Here is a 17,584-nt window from a genome sequence, read left to right on the forward strand (position 1 = left end):
CCCCCCCCCCCCGGCCCCCCCCCCCCCCCCCCCCCCCCCCCCCCCCCCGGGGAGGCACTTTGCCGGTCCTCGCCCCTCACCCCAACCCCTCTCCCCTGAGGGGAGAGGGGCTCGTAATGTATCTCTCATCATCGGGGGTGCCTCACCACCCTGATGCATGAGAGTTAACGTGGATCAGCCCTGGGTGATCAGGGTGTTCAGGCGCTTCACGAAGCCCGCCGGATCCTCCAGCTGGCCACCCTCGGCCAGTACGGCCTGATCCAGCAGCAGGCTGGACCAGTCCTTGAACCGGGCCTCGTCCGTCTCCTCGCCCATACGCTGGATGAGACGGTGGGTGGGGTTCACCTCCAGCACCGGCTTGGTGTCCGGCAGGTTCTGACCCGCCTGCTTCAGCAGTTGCTGCATGTACAGGGCCATCTCGTCCTCGGACAGCACGATGCAGGCCGGGGAGTCGGTGAGGCGATGGGAGAACTTCACCTCCTTGACACGCTCGCCCAGGGCCTCCTGGATGCGCGGCAGCAGGTCCTTGACCTGTTCCTCGGCCTCCTGCTGGGCCTTTTTCTCTTCTTCCGTCTCGGTATCGCCCAGATCCAGGTCGCCCTTGGCCACGGACTTGAGGGACTTGCCCTCGAACTCGTGCAGGTGCGAGACCAGCCACTCATCCACCCGGTCGGAGAGCAGCAGCACCTCGATGCCCCGCTTGCGGAAGACCTCCAGGTGCGGGCTGTGCAGGGCCGCCGTGTGGCTGTCAGCGGTGATGTAGTAGATGGTGTCCTGCCCTTCCTTCATGCGGCCGATGTAGTCGGCCAGGGAGACGTTCTGGGAGGCCTCGCCGGTGTGGGTGCTGGCAAAGCGCAGCAGGCGACCGATCTGCTCCCGGTTGGCGTAGTCCTCGGCGGGACCTTCCTTGAGGACGCGGCCGAAGGCGTCCCAGAAGGTCTGATATTCCTCGGGATCCTTCTTCGCCAGGTCTTCCAGCAGCCCCAGGACCTTTTTCACTGAACCGGAGCGAATGCCGTCGATCAGCCGGTTATTCTGCAGGATCTCCCGGGAAATATTCAGTGGCAGATCGTTGGAGTCCACCACTCCGCGCACGAAGCGCAGATAGGTGGGCATCAACTGCTCGGCATCGTCCATGATGAACACCCGCTGCACGTAAAGCTTGATGCCGTGACGACGGTCCCGGTCCCACAGGTCGAAGGGGGCACGCTTGGGGATGTACAACAGCGAGGTGTATTCCTGGCGCCCTTCCACCCGGTTGTGGGTCCAGGTGAGCGGCTCCTCGAAGTCGTGGGCCACGTGCTTATAGAACTCCTTGTACTCCTCGTCGGAGATGTCCGATTTGGAGCGGGTCCACAGGGCCGAGGCCCGGTTGACCGTCTCCCACTCGTCCAGGGCCTTGCCGTCGTCGTCCCGCTTGCGCATGGCGATGGGCAGGGGGATGTGATCGGAGTAGCGGGTGATGATGTGGCGCAGGCGGAATTCATCCAGGAATTCGTCCTCGTCCTTTTTCAGGTGCAGGACCACTTCGGTGCCCCGCCCGGCCTTCTCCACCGTCTCCACGGTGAACTCGCCGCTGCCATCGGATTCCCAGCGCACGCCGTGCTCGGCGCCCATGCCGGCGCGGCGGGTGGTGAGGGTCACCCGGTCGGCGATGATGAAGGACGAGTAGAAACCCACACCGAACTGGCCGATGAGGTGAGCATCCTTCTTCTGGTCGCCGGTGAGGCGGCTGAGGAACTCCCGGGTGCCGGAGTGGGCGATGGTGCCGATGTTGTTGATCACATCATCCCGGCTCATGCCGATGCCATTGTCGCGCACGGTCACGGTGCGGGCGTCCTTGTCGTACTCCACCTGGATGCCCAGTTCGCCCTCGCCTTCCATCAGGGCATCGTCGGAGAGGGCCTCGAAGCGCAGCTTGTCGCAGGCATCGGCGGCGTTGGAGATGAGTTCGCGCAGGAAGATCTCCTTGTTGGAGTACAGCGCGTTGATCATCAGGTGCAGCAGTTGGCTGACCTCGGTCTGGAACTGTCGGGTTTCCTTGTGCGTGTCGACGCTCATGGGGGCTCCGCGGTTGATAGGTGAATTGACTCGCGGAGTGGTATGGGGGTGGGTGGGGAGGATTTCAAGAGGGTGAGGTGAATTTCAGAGGGGACCGGGCGAGTTGTGGGGTTTTTGTGGGAGCGGGCCTGCCAGCGAATCGCTGCGGTAGCAGCGACCTGTCCAAGCTTTGCGCCTGCCGCCTTCGCGGGCAAGGCCCGCTCCCACAGGGGTTGCCAGGGATCAGAAACCGGTACCCTCGGACGGGGCGGCCGCCGGATCCACTTCAACATCCGGGTCCTTCTTGCGGGCATTCACCGGTGACTCGGCATCCAGCAGGTAGGCCATGATGTGGGAAATGGAATCCTGGGTGATGAACTCGTTATAGCCCATGCGCGGCATGGAGGTGCACGGGAAATACGCGTGGGGGTTGTAGATCATCTCGTACACGAACCGCCGCACCGCCTCGGTATTGCCCCGCAACTCGCCGTAATTGCTCAGACTGGGGCCGAGGTTGCCGTAGGCCAGCTCCTCCGGGTCCATCTGATGGCAGGCATAGCAGTTGCCGCCCACCGTGCGTTCGGGATCATCAAAGTTGTGGCCGATACGGAAACCGTAACCACTACGGGCCAGTTCGCGGCCCTTTTCCCAGTCCCCCAGTTGAATGCCGCCCTCCGGGTACTGGAAGCTCTGGCGGGCCAGGGAGACGATGCGCGTGGCGATCTCCCCATGGGGGCGGTTGCGGGTCTCGCTGCACAGGCGTTGCAGCTCATCCTGCTGCATGCGCTCCCGCGCCGTGCCGCCCTCCTGCACCTCCTGGGACAGGTTGAAGCTGCCCGATTCAAAGATCAGATACTCGGCATATTCCTCGGCCGACATCTCCGTGTAGTCCCTCTTCTCGTCGTTCTGGGACCCTGGCTGGGCGCAACCGGCCAGCAGCGCCACGGAAACGGCCACACCCACATACCCTGCTTTGGTCATCTTGATTCCCATGATGGCTTCTCCCGATCAGCGCTTCAGGTCCGGCAGGGTGGCCTCGCCGCCCCGGGCCTGGTCGGTCCAGTATGAAATGATGGCGACGGACGCCTCGGAGCCGAACTGGATACCCGCCTGGCGCATCTGGTAGTAGCAGCCCCGCACCCGGTGCTGGGAACTTCTCACCACCCCGTGACCGATGCGATAGGCGGGCCAGGAGACCGCCTTGGACCACTCCTCCTGGTTGGAGGTCACCGGCAGGAACGAGAGGCGAATGCGCTTGCGGGGTTCGCTATGGCAGGACACGCAACCAAAGTCCATGCTTCCGGCCCGGCGGTGGAACAGCACCTCACCGGCATCCCGGGTGAGCTGCTCCATGGGGTGATCCATGGGCGGGTTCCAGGCCATGCCATTGGACTGAGCCGCCACGTAGGTGTAGATGGCCACCAGGTCCGCCTCGCGCATATCCGATGAGTGCTTGCGGGCAACGGGATCGTCATCCTCGGTGAAGCCCTGCAGGGTCTTCATGCAGTGGATGATGCGGCTTTCCAGGTCCATGACCCGGCCGGTGTCCTCGAAGAACCGGGGCATCTGCACGTAGGCCCCCTCGAGCACGCCGGGGCCGAGGCCGAAGTCACACTGCTCAAGGGACACGTTCTTGGGCCCTCTGGGCTCATGATACAGATCCTCCCCCCGCCACTCGGTGAGCTCTGCCGGGTTGTCATCGGCCAGCATCATGAGCTGTTCCCGGCCGGTGAGGTAGGGCGAGTCCGACGCGACCGCCCCCCCGACCACGCTCCCGGCCAAGGCCGTAGCGATCAACACATGCTTGAACATGTTCCAAATCCTCCGCGCTTTTTTTCTGGTCATGTGGCGTCCCTCCGGCCCCCTGTGCCCGGGTGGTGATGGAAGCGCCCAGCCATAGACTGCGTCCAGCGTTGGCAAATGTCAATCGATATGGAATAAAGACATAACCATTAGTAATTTCTTATACAGGCGGGGGTGGATTCATGGGCAGCTCAGAAGGGGGCAGGAGCCATCTCGGGGGATCAGAGATTTTTTTCGTGGGCGAGGAGCCATTGCTTGATGCGAGGGCCGGCGCCCCGGGTGGCGCCGCCATAGCCGCCCAGACCGCCGTGGGCGGGGATAACCCGATGACAGGGGATGATGATGGGCAGGGGGTTGCAACGGCAGGCACCGCCGACGGCCCGGGCGCCGGAGTTCAGTTGCCGAGCCAACTGGCCGTAGGTGATTGGCGCGCCCGGGGGAATGCGGCACAGGGCCGCCCACACACGCTGCTGGAAGGGTGTGCCCCGGAGGGACAGGGGGAGATCGAAACCGAAGACGGGGTCCTGGAAATACTGCCGCAACTGTCGGATGGTCTCGGCGGCCAGGCCTGATGAGGGCGATGGTGTTGAGACGGGTGCGTCGGAAACATAATCCAGGGCCGTCAGGCCGTCGTCATCCCAGGTCAGGGCAATGTGCCCCAGGGGGGTGTCGATCACCGCCCGGGATGGCATCCGGCTACTCCACCAGCAGCAACTGCTGGAGGCGCTGACGGAGCATGATCCGTCGGCCGGGCTCGGTGGCCCGGTCCAGCAGATCTTCGTACAGAGCCCGGGCATCGTCCACCAGGCCCGCATCGGCCAGGGACTGCGCGGCCTGGAAGCGGGCACTCAGGCCCCAAAGATCGGTGCTGTTGCCGGCCATGGCCGAGCGCAGATAGTGGCGTGCCGCCTGCTCATGGGCATCCAGGGCACGATGGGAGTCCGCCTTCCAGAACCACAACTCGCGCAATTGCCGGGACTCTGCCAGCCGGGGCGCCAGGGCCCGGAACAGGTTCAGAGCCTCGTCGTGGCGGCCCACGGTCTGCAGGTCGAACATCACCTGCATGAAACGGTCGGCCCTCTCGGCATCCAGACGACGCACACCGGAGAGCACGTCATAGAGCCCGTCAATACCCGCCTGCTCCTGGCCGCTGAGGATGAGGGTGCGGGCCCGGCGCAGGCCCCAGTCGAAGGGGTCCACCCCCTCGGGAGGGCGGCGCAGACCGGCCATGAGGGCCGAGGCGGTCGCAAGATCCCCCTGCTCCAGGGCCTGCTCCACAAGCAGGTGCCGTACCGGACCCGGTACCCGCTCGGGACTGCCAAAAGGCCCTTCCCCCAGATACAGGGCATGGAGCAGTGCCTGGCCATGGCCCTCCACCCGCACCAGTTGCTCGCCCAGGTGACGGTGGGCCTGTTCCCGGCCCGAAGCCGAAGGGGATCTCAAGGCCACCAGGGCCAGCAGCCCGCGAGACAGATGGGGTTCGCGGTTCTGCAGTTGCGCGGCGCGTTCAAACCAACCTGCGTCATCACCCAGCAGCCACTGCCGACGGTTGGCCTCGCGCTCGCCCAGTCGGGCGTAGCGCTCCCAGAGCAGATCGGCAGAGAGGCGAAAGGCATCATCACTCTCCCCCAGGTATCGCTGGGACGCCAGGGCGCGCTCCATGATGGCCAGAGCCTCGGCGCTGTCACTGACGGACCGGGCAGCAAGTGCGGCCACAGCCTGATACCGGGCCCCGTCCCGGGTATCCCGTCCCACGTCCCGGGCACGGGCGAGGGCCCGCGCCTGGGAGTCTGCGGCGGAAAGGTCGCCAGCACGCAGACGGGCCAGCAGGCGCAGCGCATCGGCCTCATGACCGTCACGGCCATCCAGGGCATCCACCGCCTCGCGGGGCCTTCCCAGGCTCAGCAGCAGGCGGGCCTCCATCAGGGCCACCCGCGCCACGTCATCGGGATAATCAAAGCGGTAGCGCTGCAGGGCGGTGAGGGCATCCTCGGGGCGGTCGTCGAGAATGTAGGATTCGGCCACCAGTCGACGCCAGGACCGAAACCAGCTCTCACTGGCGTTGTGGCTGCCGAACCAGATCAGGGGCCGCAACACATCGCGAGCCTCCTCACCACGCCCCAGTGAGACGAGGGCGTGGGCCTGCCGGGTGCGGGTCCAGATGACGAAGTCCACCGGCATCTCCACCGGGACCCGGGCGGTGCGTTCCACCACCTGCTCCCAGCGACCGTTCATGCCAAGGATTTCGATGCGGGCCTGCTCCCGTTCCATCCAGCGCACGGGTTCGGCGCGGGGGTCCGGCGTCTCCCGTGCCAGCAGGTTCAGGGCCAGTTCCGCAGCACCCACACGGGCCATGGCCATGGCCTCGTCGACAACCCGGTCGGCCTGTGCCGGCGTGATGCATACCAGCAGGAGACACAGCACCACCAGACCACGCGGCATGGCCGTCACCACACGCACGACAAAGCGTCCCGGCAAGCCGGGACGCTTTGAACGAGCCATGCGGATGTAACCCAGGAGGGCCGGACTTACTTGACGTCTTCCTTGATGCGAGCGGCCTTGCCGGTGCGACCACGCAGGTAGTACAGCTTGGCACGACGCACCTTACCGCGACGCTTGACCTGGATCTCCGCCACCGACGGGCTGTAGGTCTGGAAGACACGCTCCACACCTTCGCCGTGGGATACCTTGCGCACGGTAAAGGCGGAATTGATGCCGCGGTTACGCTTGGCGATGCACACGCCTTCAAAGGCCTGCAGACGCTCGCGGTTACCTTCCTTCACCTTCACCTGGACGACCACGGTGTCGCCGGGGGTGAAGTTGGGCACCTCGCGGTTCATCTGCTCGGCGTCCAGTTGCTGGATGATGTTACTCATGGTTTGACCCCTGTCAGTCACTGCTCGGCGCGGCCTGCCCCTCGGCATGCTCGCGTTGATATTCTTCCAGCAGGCGGCGATCCGCCTGACTCAATTCCTGACGCGCCAGTATGTCCGGGCGGCGCTCCCAGGTACGCCCCAGGGCCTGCTTGCGACGCCAACGCTCGATCCGTCCGTGATCGCCGCTGCGCAGAACCCGGGGCACTTCCAGCCCGTCGATCACCTCCGGGCGGGTGTAGTGCGGGCAGTCCAGCAGGCCCGTGGCAAAAGAGTCCTGGGCGGCGGAATCCTCGCCTCCCAGGACCCCCGGCAACAACCGGGCACAGGCATCCATCAGGACCATGGCTGCCAGCTCGCCGCCGGACAGCACATAATCACCGATGGACCATTCCTCATCCACTTCCAGCTGGACAAGGCGCTCATCAATGCCTTCATAGCGACCCGCCAGCAGGATCAGCCTGGACCGGCTGGCCATCTCATGGACGGCGGCCTGATCCAGGGGGCGCCCCTGCGGGCTCATGAACAGCACCCTGGCCGGCCGGGGGTCGGCCTCGCGAGCCGCGCGAATGGCGCGACGCAGCGGCTCCACCTTCATCACCATCCCCGGACCACCGCCGTAGGGGCGATCATCCACGGTGCGATGGCGATCCTCGGTGAAGCATCTTGGATCCCAGCACTGCAGGGACAGCAATCCCCGCTCCCGGGCCCGCCCGGTCACACCGCAATGAGTCACTGAAGCAACCCATTCGGGAAACACGCTGATGACATCGAATCGCATGGGGGATCCTAGAAATCCGGATCCCAGTCCACTCGCATCCGGCCGGCGTCCAGGTCGATCTCATGGATCACCTGCCCCCGCAAGTACGGAATCAGGCGTTCCCGGTCGCCACGAACCACCAATACGTCGTTGGCACCGGTCTGGATCAGGTTTTCCACCCGACCCAGGGAGATGCCACCCACTGTCTCCACTCCCAGGCCGACCAGGTCTGCCCAGTAGTACTCGCCTTCGGGCAGCGGCTCGAGCTGTTCCGGCCGGATGGCCAGCTGGCAGCCCACATAGGTCGCCGCCACATCCCGATCGTCCATGCCCGCAAACTTGGCAACCACCCCCTTACCCTGGGGGCGTCCGTCTTCCAGTGTGACGGACTGCCATTGCCCATTCCGCTCCATGAGCAGGGGCTCGTACTGCAGGATGCGATCACGCGGGTCGGTCTCGGAGAAGAGCTTGACCCAGCCACGAACGCCGTGAACGCCCGAGATCCGGCCAACAACAATCGGGTCCGAGCCCACGTGCCTGCCCCGTGCTGCCTTAGGCGGCAGCCTGGTTCTGCTTCTGGAATTCCTTCAGCAGCTTGGCCACGCGTTCGGAGGTCTGGGCACCCTTGGACAGCCAGTGCTCCATGCGCTCGCTGTCCATGTGCAAACGCACTTCCTGGCCACGCGCCACCGGGTTGAAGTAACCCAGGCGCTCAATGTAGCCGCTATCACGGCGACTGCGGGAGTCGGTGACCACAATTTTGTAGAAGGGCGCCTTCTTGGCGCCACCGCGAGCAAGTCGAATCGTTACCATCTGCGCTTAGCCCTGCTTGTCAGGTATTCCGAGCGGGGGTTTCCCCGGAGAAACGCGGCATTATACACACGCCGCCCCCGGGCACAAGTAGGGGCGCCAGGGCGCCCCCTGCCATCTCGGGATCAAAAGGGCATGCGGCCGCCCGGCATGCGGCCCTTCAGGGACTTCATCATCTTGTTCATGCCGCCCTTGGAAAACTGTTTCACCATCTTGCTCATCTGCATGTGCTGCTTGAGCAGCCGGTTCACGTCCTGCACCTGCGTGCCGGAACCGGCGGCGATGCGCCGCTTGCGTCGCCCCTTGATGATCTCGGGATGACGACGCTCCTTGGGGGTCATGGAGTTGATGATGGCCACCATGCGGCCCATGTCCTTGTCGTGGGCCTTGTTCTTGATGGCATCCGGCAGATCCCCGGTGCCGGGCAGCTTCTCCAGGAGGGAATTCACACCCCCCATCTTGGACATCTGCCCCAACTGATCCCGCAGGTCCTCCAGGTCGAAGCTCTTGCCTTTCTTGATCTTGCGGGCCAGCTTTTCCGCCTTGTCCTGATCCACCTGGCGGGTGGCCTCCTCCACCAGGCTCACCACATCGCCCATACCCAGGATGCGCGAGGCCACCCGGTCCGGGTGGAAGGGCTCCAGGGCCGTGGTCTTCTCCCCCATGCCCAGGAACTTGATGGGCTTGCCGGTGATGTGCCGCACCGACAGGGCAGCACCGCCACGGGCGTCGCCATCAGCCTTGGTGAGCACCACCCCCGTCAGCGGCAGGGCATCATTGAAGGCCTTGGCGGTATTGGCAGCGTCCTGACCGGTCATGCTGTCCACCACGAACAGGGTCTCGGCAGGATCCAAAGCCTCATGCAGACGCCGGATCTCGTCCATCATCTCGGCATCCACGTGCAGCCGGCCGGCGGTGTCAATGATGAGTACATCCCGGTGCTGCTTGCGGGCCTGCTCCAGAGCGGCCTTGGCGATATCCACCGGGTCTTGCCCCGCGTCGCTGGGGAAGAAATCGGCGCCCACCTCGCCTGCCACGGTCTGCAGCTGGCGGATGGCGGCGGGCCGGTAGACGTCACAACTGGCCACCATCACCTTCTTGTCCTTGCGCTCTGCCAGCCAGCGGGAGAGCTTGCCTACGGTGGTGGTCTTGCCCGCCCCCTGCAGACCGGCCATGAGGATGACCGCCGGGGGCTGGACATTCAGATTGATTTCATCGTTGCCATCCCCCATGACGGCAATCAACTCGTCGTTGACCACCTTCACCAGGGCCTGCCCCGGGGTCAGGCTGGCCAGCACCTCCTGGCCCACCGCCCGCTCCTTGACCCGGGCAATGAACTCCCGCACCACCGGCAGCGCCACGTCCGCCTCCAGGAGCGCCTTGCGCACCTCCCGGATGGTCTCCTGGACGTTTTCCTCGGTCAGTCGCGACTGCCCGCGCAGGCGCTTGATAGTGCCCTGAAGGCGATCTGAAAGGCTGTCAAACATGGAAACCTGCCTGGAACGTCAGTAAAGGCGCGGATTATATCTTGAATACATCCCCGCTGCCGAGGCGCACCAGATCCCGCTCGGGCAGTCGCCGCCGCAAATCCTCGAAGGTCTCGGACTCTGCACCGGGCTTGAGATGACTGATGCCCACCCGTGGCCGGTGCCGCAGCTTGACCAGGTCCTGGGCCAGCAGGCTGGGGCAGTAATGGCCGGCACGACGCCCCAGGTCACGTTCCGACTCGGGGAACGCACATTCCACCATCAGCAAGTCCAGGCCTGCGTGATCATTCAGGGCGGTCCATAAATCGTCATTGCTGGTGGTATCACCGGTGAAGGCGAAAGCGCCACGGTCATCCTCCACCCGGTAACCCACCGCCGGCACCGTATGCGTGGCTGGCAGCATGTGCACCCGCCGACCCTCGATATCCAGGGGGCGGGCAGCATCCATCTCCTCGAAACGGACCACAGGGCGCTCACGCTCCGGCAGCTCGAAAAAATCGGGCCAGATCTGCCAATTGAAGATGTGGTGATGAATGATGCGCATGCAATCGGAGCGGGTATGGATCACCAGGGGCCTGGATTGCAGGCGGCTGAACAGGGTATCCACCAACAGCGGCAGGCAGGCGATGTGATCCAGATGGGTGTGGGTAATGAATACGTGGCGCAGGCGCGCCATGGCTTCCAGGGACAGATCCGCCACCCCCGTACCGCAGTCGATGAGGATGTCATCATCCACCAGCAGCGCCGATGTGCGCCGACCCGCGCCGATCCCGCCACTGCATCCCAGCACCTTGATCTCCATGGTCTGCGCATCTCCCGTCCGCGGCACTGAACGCCATGGGCCATGATCGTAGCATGGCTGCAAAGGCGCTGACCAAGCCAAGGAGAGGTTGCGAGACGCATGCACCTTCACCGGACTCCGATTTTGTGCAATGATTCTCGGTCGAAATTTAAGGTTTGGAATCCCCGCATGCTCGTAGCCGCCTTCGGATTACTCGCCACCGTGTTCTACTTCATGAGTGGAGCCCTGCTGATGCAGCGGCTTCGCCGTGCTGCCGGCGGGGAGCCGCCCTCGGACAAGGGCCGGCTCCTGCTGTTCTCCGCGTGGGGCGCCGCCATCGTCCTGCACGCCCTGGTGCTCTACCACTTCATGTTCGGAGCCAACGGCTTCGGTATCGGGGTCTTCAGCGTTGTATCGATGACGGCCTGGATCATCGCCGTGTTCCTGTTTGTCTGGTCACTGCGACACCCCATCCATGTGCTGGGCATCATCCTGCTGCCATTTGCCGGGGTGACCGTAGCGCTGGAGATGGCCCTGGCCGGCGGCGCACCCACCGCCACGGTGGCCGACCCCGGGCTGCGCGCCCACATGCTGCTGGCCATGATCGCCTTCAGTCTGCTCACCATCGCCGCCATCCAGGCGGGTCTGCTGGCCCTACAGAACTACAGCCTGCACAACCATCGTCCCGGCGGGCTGATCCGGGCGCTGCCACCGCTGTCGATGATGGATTCCATGCTGTTCCACATCATCGGCTGGGGCTTCATCTTTCTCACCGCGGCACTGGGAACGGGCCTGTTCGTGCTGGAAGACATCCTCGCTCAGCAACTGGCCCACAAGGTGGTGTTTGCCCTCATCGCCTGGGTGGTGTTTGCCATCCTTCTATTCGGGCGCTTCCGCTTCGGCTGGCGTGGTCGCAAGGCCGTGCGCTGGACGCTCATGGGATTTGCCTGGCTCGTGGTGGCCTACGTGGGCACCAAGCTCGTCATGGAAGTGATGCTGGGCATCGCCTGAACCCTCCCGCACGCCTCGCCCAGGCACACGGGGACAATGGCAGCCCTTGACAGGTCGGCCGGCGTCTCCGTGTAATGCCGGTGGTGCGAAACCTCCCCCTGAGGTGCTGAAGCGACCTTGGAAAATATTCCCTTAGGCGCACTGGCTGCCGTGCTGGTGGTGCTGTTCATCTGTTCGGCCTTTTTCTCCGGGTCGGAAACCGCCTTGATGGCGTTGAACCGCTATCGCATGCGCCACATGGCGCAGGCGGGCCATGGCGGTGCACGCCGCGCCCAGAAACTGCTGGACAAGCCGGATCGACTCATCGGCCTGATCCTGCTAGGCAATAACTTCGTCAACATCCTGATTACCCAGCTGGCCACCTATATCGGCTTCAGGGTGTATGGCGACGTGGGGGTGGCTGTAGCCACGGGCCTGCTCACCCTCACTTTGCTGGTGTTTGCCGAGGTGGCCCCCAAGACGCTGGCCGCCCTGCACTCGGATCGCGTGGCCTACCCGGCCGCGTATGTATTCACTCCCCTGCTGGTAGTGGCCTATCCGCTGGTATGGACCGTCAACCTCGTGGCCAATGGCGTATTGCGTGCCGTGGGTGTGCGTGCCGAGAACCGTGCCCATCAGGCACTGTCCAGTGAGGAATTGCGGGTGGCCGTGAACGAGGCCGGCAGCCTGATCCCGGCCCGCCACCAGCGCATGCTGGTGAACCTGCTGGACCTGGAAAAGGCCACCGTGGAAGACATCATGGTGCCGCGCAACGAGATCGTGGGGATCGATCTGGAGGATGACTGGGAAGAGATCGAGGACCAGATCATCCACAGCCAGTACACCCGTCTGCCGGTTTTCAAGGGCAATGTGGACAACATGCTGGGTTTCATACACCTGCGGCGAGTGTTGCCCATGGTGTACCGGCATGAATTCTCGGCAGCCCAGCTGCGCGCCAGCCTGCGCGAGCCCTATTTCATCCCCCAGGGCACCAATCTCAATCGCCAGCTACTCAACTTTCAGCGCGAGCAGCGACGCATCGGCCTGGTGGTGGATGAGTACGGCGACATCGAAGGCCTGGTCACCCTGGAAGACCTGCTGGAGGAGGTGGTGGGCGAGTTCACCACAGACCCGTCCGCGGTCTCGCCCGAAGTACTCCCTCAGGAGGATGGCAGCTATCTGGTGGATGCCACCATCCACCTGCGGGAGCTCAACCGCATCCTCGGGTCCCGGTTCCCGGTGGACGGCCCACGCACCCTCAACGGCATGTTGCTGGAGTATCTGGAGACGATCCCCGATGCCAATACCAGCGTACTCATCGACCGCTATCCCATCGAAATCGTCCACGTGAAAAGCAACGCCATCAAGACCGTGCGCGTCAGCCCGCGCCTGCCCACCAGGGCCGGGGGCCAGGACAGCACCAGTCCTTGATTCCGCCCACGGCGACACACGGAACCAGGATCATGGCCAAGCCCCGCGTACAGCATCAATGCACCGCCTGTGGAGCCCTGTCCCCCAAATGGGCTGGCCAGTGCCCCGACTGCGGCGCCTGGAACACGCTGGAGGAAGTCGCGTCCCGATCGGCACCCATTGCCGCCACCGGCAGCCGTTTCGCCGGCTATGCCGGCGGCCCGGCCCAGGTGAAGCGCCTGGGCGAGGTGACCACCGAGGGCGACGCCCGCAACACCACCGGCATCTCGGAACTGGACCGCGCCCTGGGCGGCGGACTGGTGCAGGGCTCGGTGGTGCTCATCGGCGGTGACCCGGGGATTGGCAAGTCCACCCTGCTCCTGCAGGCCCTGGCCACCCTGCCCGACCTGGCCAGTCTCTATGTAACCGGCGAGGAATCCCCCGAACAGGTCTCCCTGCGCGGACGCCGCCTGGGCCTGCCCTGCGACGATCTGCGCCTGCTCACCGAGACCTGCGTGGAGCGCATCATTGAACACGCCCAACGGGAGAAGCCCCAGGTCATGGTGGTGGACTCGATCCAGACGATCCACTCCGAACAACTGCAATCGGCCCCGGGCTCGGTGGCCCAGGTGCGCGAGAGCGCGGCGGTGTTGGTGCGCTATGCCAAGCAGACCGGAACCGCCGTGTTCATCGTCGGCCACGTGACCAAGGAGGGTCAGATCGCTGGCCCACGCGTACTGGAGCACATGGTGGATACGGTGCTTTATTTCGAGGGGGATCCCGGTGGCCGCTACCGGGTGCTCCGGGCGGTGAAAAACCGTTTTGGCGCGGTGAACGAGCTGGGGGTCTTCGCCATGCTGGAGACCGGCCTCAAGCCGGTAAGCAACCCCTCGGCCATCTTCCTGTCACGTCACGAGGAACCGGTACCCGGCAGCGTGATCATGGTGACCCGCGAGGGTACGCGACCACTGATGGTGGAGGTGCAGGCCCTGGTGGCCGAGAGCCACGCTCCCCAGCCCCGGCGGGTGACCGTCGGCCTGGAACAGAACCGCCTTGCCATGCTCCTGGCGGTGCTGCATCGTCACGGCGGCCTCGCCCTCTATGATCAGGACGTCTTCGTCAATGTGGTGGGTGGCGTGCGGGTCACGGAAACCGCCGCCGATCTGCCCATGCTGCTCTCGGCCCTGTCCAGCTTCCGCGACCGCCCCCTGCCCCATGAACTGGTGAGCTTCGGCGAGGTGGGCCTGGCCGGCGAGATCCGCCCGGTGCCCAATGGCGAGGAGCGCCTGCGGGAGGCGGCCAAGCACGGCTTCACCCGCGCCGTGGTGCCCGCCGGCAATGCGCCGCGCAAGCCCATCCAGGGCATGGAGGTCACTGCCGCCAGCCGCCTTTCCCAGGTTCTGGACGTGATCTGAGACCGGCCACCGCAGCAACCACGACAGCGCTTCGTGCTACCCTTTGTTTCGCGTATCATTCCACCCCAGCCAGAGGCACAGAATGACCACAAGCGACACACCCGACAATCCGGCCGAGTTTGAAAAGGACCTGGAGTCCCTGGAGGCCCTGGTGGGCCGCATGGAACAAGGGGAACTGTCGCTGGAGGCCTCGCTGAAGGAATTCGAGCGCGGGATCGCGCTCACCCGCCGCTGCCAGAAGGCCCTGACCGAGGCAGAACAGAAGGTGCGCCGACTCACCGAGGATGGCACCGAGATCGATCTCGACATGCCCGAACCAGCGGGCCCGGACGGAGAAGACTGAGTGGAATCACGTATTTCCGAGCTGCAAAAACGGGTTGAAGCCGCCCTGGCTGGCTGGCTGCCCGAGTCAAACATCCTGCCTGGCCGGCTGCATGAAGCCATGCGCTACTCTGCCCTGGACGGTGGCAAGCGCATTCGGCCGGTACTGACCTACGCCACCGGAACCGCTCTGGGCGTTCCCCTGGATCAACTGGACGGCCCCGCCTGTGCCGTGGAACTGATCCACGTGTATTCCCTGGTGCACGACGACCTGCCGGCCATGGATGACGACGACCTGCGCCGCGGCAAGCCCACCTGCCACAAGGCCTACGACGATGCCACTGCCATACTGGTGGGAGACGCCCTGCAGGCCCTGGCTTTCCAGATCCTGGCCACCGACCCTCACATGGTGGATGACCCTTCTGCCCGTCTGCGCATGGTGGAACAACTGGCCCGGGCCTCTGGCTCCCGGGGCATGGTGGGTGGTCAGGCCATCGACCTGGGCTCCGCCGGCAAGCAACTGGACATTGCCGAACTGGAAGGCATGCACGTGCACAAGACGGGCGCCCTGATCCGGGCCGCCGTGCTGATGGGGGCGAACAGTCGCCCTGACGTGGATCCGCACACCCTTGATGGCCTGGACCGCTTCGCCAAGTGCATCGGCCTGGCCTTCCAGATTCGCGACGACATTCTGGACGTGGAAGGCGATACCCAGACCCTGGGCAAGACCCAGGGGGCCGACCAGGCTCTGGGCAAGGCCACCTACCCGGCCATCATTGGCCTGGAATCCTCCAAGCAGCAGGCCCGGGAACTGGTGGACCGCGCCCTGGAGGGCATTGCCGGCCTGGATGAGCGAGCCGATCTGCTGCGCTGGATCGCCCGGTTCATCGTCGAGCGCATCAATTGAGGGGGGATTCGGGTTGCACACCCGGCCACCCGTCACGATAATGAAAGTTTTCCTCCGAATGGCAGTGAGATGACCCAGACTGATTCGTATCCCCTGCTCTCGCGCATCCACAGCCCGGAGGATATCCGCGGCTGGTCCACGGATGAACTCTCCTCCCTGGCCGAGGAGATGCGAGCCTTTCTGCTGGAATCCGTTTCCCGCACGGGCGGCCACCTGGCCGCCAACCTGGGTACGGTAGAGCTCACCATCGCCCTGCACCATGTATTCAACACACCCGAGGACCGCCTGGTCTGGGATGTAGGTCACCAGAGCTACCCCCACAAGATCCTCAGTGGCCGCCGCGACGCCATGAAGTCCTTGCGCCAGAAGGGCGGGCTGGCCGGATTCCCCAAGCGTGACGAAAGCTGTTTCGACTGTTTTGGCGTTGGCCATTCCAGCACTTCCATCAGCGCCGCCCTGGGTATGGCCCTGGGGGCGCGCCAGCAGGGCGAGCGACGCAAGTCCGTGGCCATCATCGGCGATGGTGCCATGACCGCCGGCATGGCCTTTGAGGCCCTCAACCACGCTGGCGACGAAAAGGCCGACCTGGTGGTCGTGCTCAATGACAACAACATGTCCATCTCGGCCAACGTGGGCGCTTTGAACCGTCATCTGGCGAGCCTGCTTTCCGGCCCCATGTATTCCAGCATGCGCGAAGGCAGCAAGCGGGTGCTGAACCACATGCCCCCCATGCGCGAATTCATGCGCCGCGCCGAGGAGCATGTGAAGGGCATGATCGTCCCCAGCACCCTGTTCGAAGAACTGGGACTGAACTACTTCGGCCCGGTGGACGGCCACGATGTGAATGGCCTGGTCAAGATGCTGCGCAACATCTACACCATGGAAGGGCCGATCCTGCTACATGTGGTCACCCATAAGGGGCGCGGTTACGCGCCGGCCGAAGAGGATCCCTGCACCTACCACGGGGTAGGCAGCTTTGACCCCAACCAGGGCATTCAGGGCGGCAAGGGCGGCGGCTCACCCACCTACACCCAGGTGTTCGGCCAGTGGTTGTGCGACCAGGCTGAAGCAGACGAGCGAATGGTGGCCATCACCCCCGCCATGAGCGAAGGCTCGGGCATGACTGCCTATGTGGAGCGCTTCCCGGACCGCTACCACGACGTGGGCATCGCCGAGCAGCATGCCATCACTCTCGCCGCCGGCATGGCCTGCGAGGGCGTCAAGCCGGTGGTGGCCATCTACTCTTCTTTCCTGCAACGGGGTTATGACCAGCTGATCCACGACGTGGCCCTGCAGAACCTTCCCGTGCTGTTCGCCGTCGACCGTGCCGGCGTAGTGGGCCCCGATGGCCCCACCCACGCCGGGAGTTTCGATATCTCTTTCCTGCGCTGCATCCCCAACATGGTCATCATGGCCCCGGCAGACGAGAACGAATGTCGGCGCATGCTCTCCACCGGTTTTCTTCTGGACCAGCCCGCCGCCGTGCGCTACCCCCGTGGCAAGGGCCCTGGCGTGCTGCCCGAAGCGGGCCTCATCCCCTTGCCCGTGGGTCAGGCGGAGGTGCGCCGCCGCGGCAAAGGCGTGGCCATCCTGGCCTTTGGCACCCCGCTGGCCCAGGCGCTGGATGTGGGCGAACGACTGGGCGCGACCGTGATCAACATGCGTTTCGTGAAACCCCTTGACGAGCAGCGGGTGCTGGAAGCGGCCCGGGAACATGACCTGCTGGTCACCGTGGAGGACAACGTGGTCGCCGGTGGCGCGGGCAGTGCCGTGGCCGAGTGCCTGGCCTCTCATGACATCGCTGTGCGCCTGCTGCATCTGGGTCTGCCGGATCGTTTCCAGAGCCACGGCACCCGCGAGGAACTGCTGACCGACGCCGGCCTCGACACAGACAGCATCGAGTCGGCCATTCGCAAACGCCTGGGCCCCCAGGCTTGTGCCGGCGCCGCCGGTGGCGTAATATCCGACAAAATTGGTCAAGTTTAAT

The 17,584-nt window shown here is 64.7% G+C and carries 17 protein-coding genes; 6 read left to right on the forward strand and 11 right to left on the reverse strand.

Features of this window, described 5'->3' with window-relative positions:
• Positions 1–174 precede the first annotated feature (174 nt).
• The 11 genes from htpG to LPW30_RS13365 form a co-directional block, all read right to left on the reverse strand.
• A complete protein-coding gene (htpG, locus tag LPW30_RS13315; RefSeq protein WP_239681104.1) occupies positions 175–2,061 on the reverse strand; it encodes a molecular chaperone HtpG in 1,887 nt (628 codons plus the stop codon).
• 222 nt (positions 2,062–2,283) lie between these two features.
• Positions 2,284–3,021 carry a sulfur oxidation c-type cytochrome SoxX gene (soxX, locus tag LPW30_RS13320; RefSeq protein ID WP_239681105.1) on the reverse strand — a complete coding sequence of 246 codons (738 nt, stop codon included), beginning with the start codon at positions 3,019–3,021 and terminating at the stop codon, positions 2,284–2,286.
• A 27-nt stretch (positions 3,022–3,048) separates the two neighbouring features.
• Complete coding sequence (soxA, locus tag LPW30_RS13325; RefSeq protein ID WP_239681106.1) at positions 3,049–3,852, reverse strand: sulfur oxidation c-type cytochrome SoxA; 804 nt, start codon at positions 3,850–3,852, stop codon at positions 3,049–3,051.
• Positions 3,853–4,064: 212 nt separating this feature from the next.
• Positions 4,065–4,535, reverse strand: a complete 471-nt coding sequence (locus LPW30_RS13330; protein ID WP_239681107.1) for a methylated-DNA--[protein]-cysteine S-methyltransferase — start codon at positions 4,533–4,535, stop codon at positions 4,065–4,067.
• A gap of 4 nt (positions 4,536–4,539) precedes the next feature.
• Entirely contained in the window at positions 4,540–6,345 is a 1,806-nt protein-coding gene (locus LPW30_RS13335; RefSeq protein WP_239681108.1) for a hypothetical protein, read from the reverse strand.
• Between the two features lie 26 nt (positions 6,346–6,371).
• Entirely contained in the window at positions 6,372–6,719 is a 348-nt protein-coding gene (rplS, locus tag LPW30_RS13340) for a 50S ribosomal protein L19 (protein ID WP_090254252.1), read from the reverse strand.
• Positions 6,720–6,732: 13 nt separating this feature from the next.
• The gene (gene trmD, locus LPW30_RS13345) at positions 6,733–7,497 is read right to left on the reverse strand and encodes a tRNA (guanosine(37)-N1)-methyltransferase TrmD (RefSeq protein WP_239681109.1); all 765 of its coding nucleotides are present in this window, start codon (positions 7,495–7,497) and stop codon (positions 6,733–6,735) included.
• Between the two features lie 8 nt (positions 7,498–7,505).
• The gene (gene rimM / locus LPW30_RS13350; RefSeq protein WP_025280705.1) at positions 7,506–8,009 is read right to left on the reverse strand and encodes a ribosome maturation factor RimM; all 504 of its coding nucleotides are present in this window, start codon (positions 8,007–8,009) and stop codon (positions 7,506–7,508) included.
• Positions 8,010–8,028: 19 nt separating this feature from the next.
• Positions 8,029–8,289: a 30S ribosomal protein S16 gene (gene rpsP / locus LPW30_RS13355; RefSeq protein WP_238625416.1), complete on the reverse strand. Its 261-nt coding sequence runs from the start codon at positions 8,287–8,289 to the stop codon at positions 8,029–8,031.
• A gap of 122 nt (positions 8,290–8,411) precedes the next feature.
• A complete protein-coding gene (gene ffh / locus LPW30_RS13360) occupies positions 8,412–9,773 on the reverse strand; it encodes a signal recognition particle protein (protein WP_026623660.1) in 1,362 nt (453 codons plus the stop codon).
• A 34-nt stretch (positions 9,774–9,807) separates the two neighbouring features.
• Positions 9,808–10,575 carry an MBL fold metallo-hydrolase gene (locus tag LPW30_RS13365; protein WP_025280703.1) on the reverse strand — a complete coding sequence of 256 codons (768 nt, stop codon included), beginning with the start codon at positions 10,573–10,575 and terminating at the stop codon, positions 9,808–9,810.
• 168 nt (positions 10,576–10,743) lie between these two features.
• On the opposite strand from LPW30_RS13365, the gene LPW30_RS13370 reads away from it, so the two are divergent.
• The 6 genes from LPW30_RS13370 (at position 10,744) to dxs (ending at position 17,583) form a co-directional block, all read left to right on the forward strand.
• Positions 10,744–11,565: a cytochrome C assembly family protein gene (locus tag LPW30_RS13370; protein ID WP_025280702.1), complete on the forward strand. Its 822-nt coding sequence runs from the start codon at positions 10,744–10,746 to the stop codon at positions 11,563–11,565.
• A gap of 117 nt (positions 11,566–11,682) precedes the next feature.
• Positions 11,683–12,975: an HlyC/CorC family transporter gene (locus LPW30_RS13375; protein ID WP_239681110.1), complete on the forward strand. Its 1,293-nt coding sequence runs from the start codon at positions 11,683–11,685 to the stop codon at positions 12,973–12,975.
• Positions 12,976–13,007: 32 nt separating this feature from the next.
• Positions 13,008–14,369, forward strand: coding sequence for a DNA repair protein RadA (gene radA, locus LPW30_RS13380; protein ID WP_025280700.1), 1,362 nt, complete (start codon positions 13,008–13,010; stop codon positions 14,367–14,369).
• A gap of 82 nt (positions 14,370–14,451) precedes the next feature.
• Positions 14,452–14,712, forward strand: a complete 261-nt coding sequence (locus LPW30_RS13385) for an exodeoxyribonuclease VII small subunit (RefSeq protein WP_025280699.1) — start codon at positions 14,452–14,454, stop codon at positions 14,710–14,712.
• Entirely contained in the window at positions 14,713–15,597 is an 885-nt protein-coding gene (ispA, locus tag LPW30_RS13390; protein WP_025280698.1) for a (2E,6E)-farnesyl diphosphate synthase, read from the forward strand.
• Between the two features lie 69 nt (positions 15,598–15,666).
• Entirely contained in the window at positions 15,667–17,583 is a 1,917-nt protein-coding gene (dxs, locus tag LPW30_RS13395; RefSeq protein ID WP_239681111.1) for a 1-deoxy-D-xylulose-5-phosphate synthase, read from the forward strand.
• The last annotated feature ends 1 nt before the right edge of the window (position 17,584 follow it).

The organism is Ectothiorhodospira variabilis (genome assembly GCF_022227625.1).
Lineage (GTDB): Bacteria > Pseudomonadota > Gammaproteobacteria > Ectothiorhodospirales > Ectothiorhodospiraceae > Ectothiorhodospira > Ectothiorhodospira haloalkaliphila.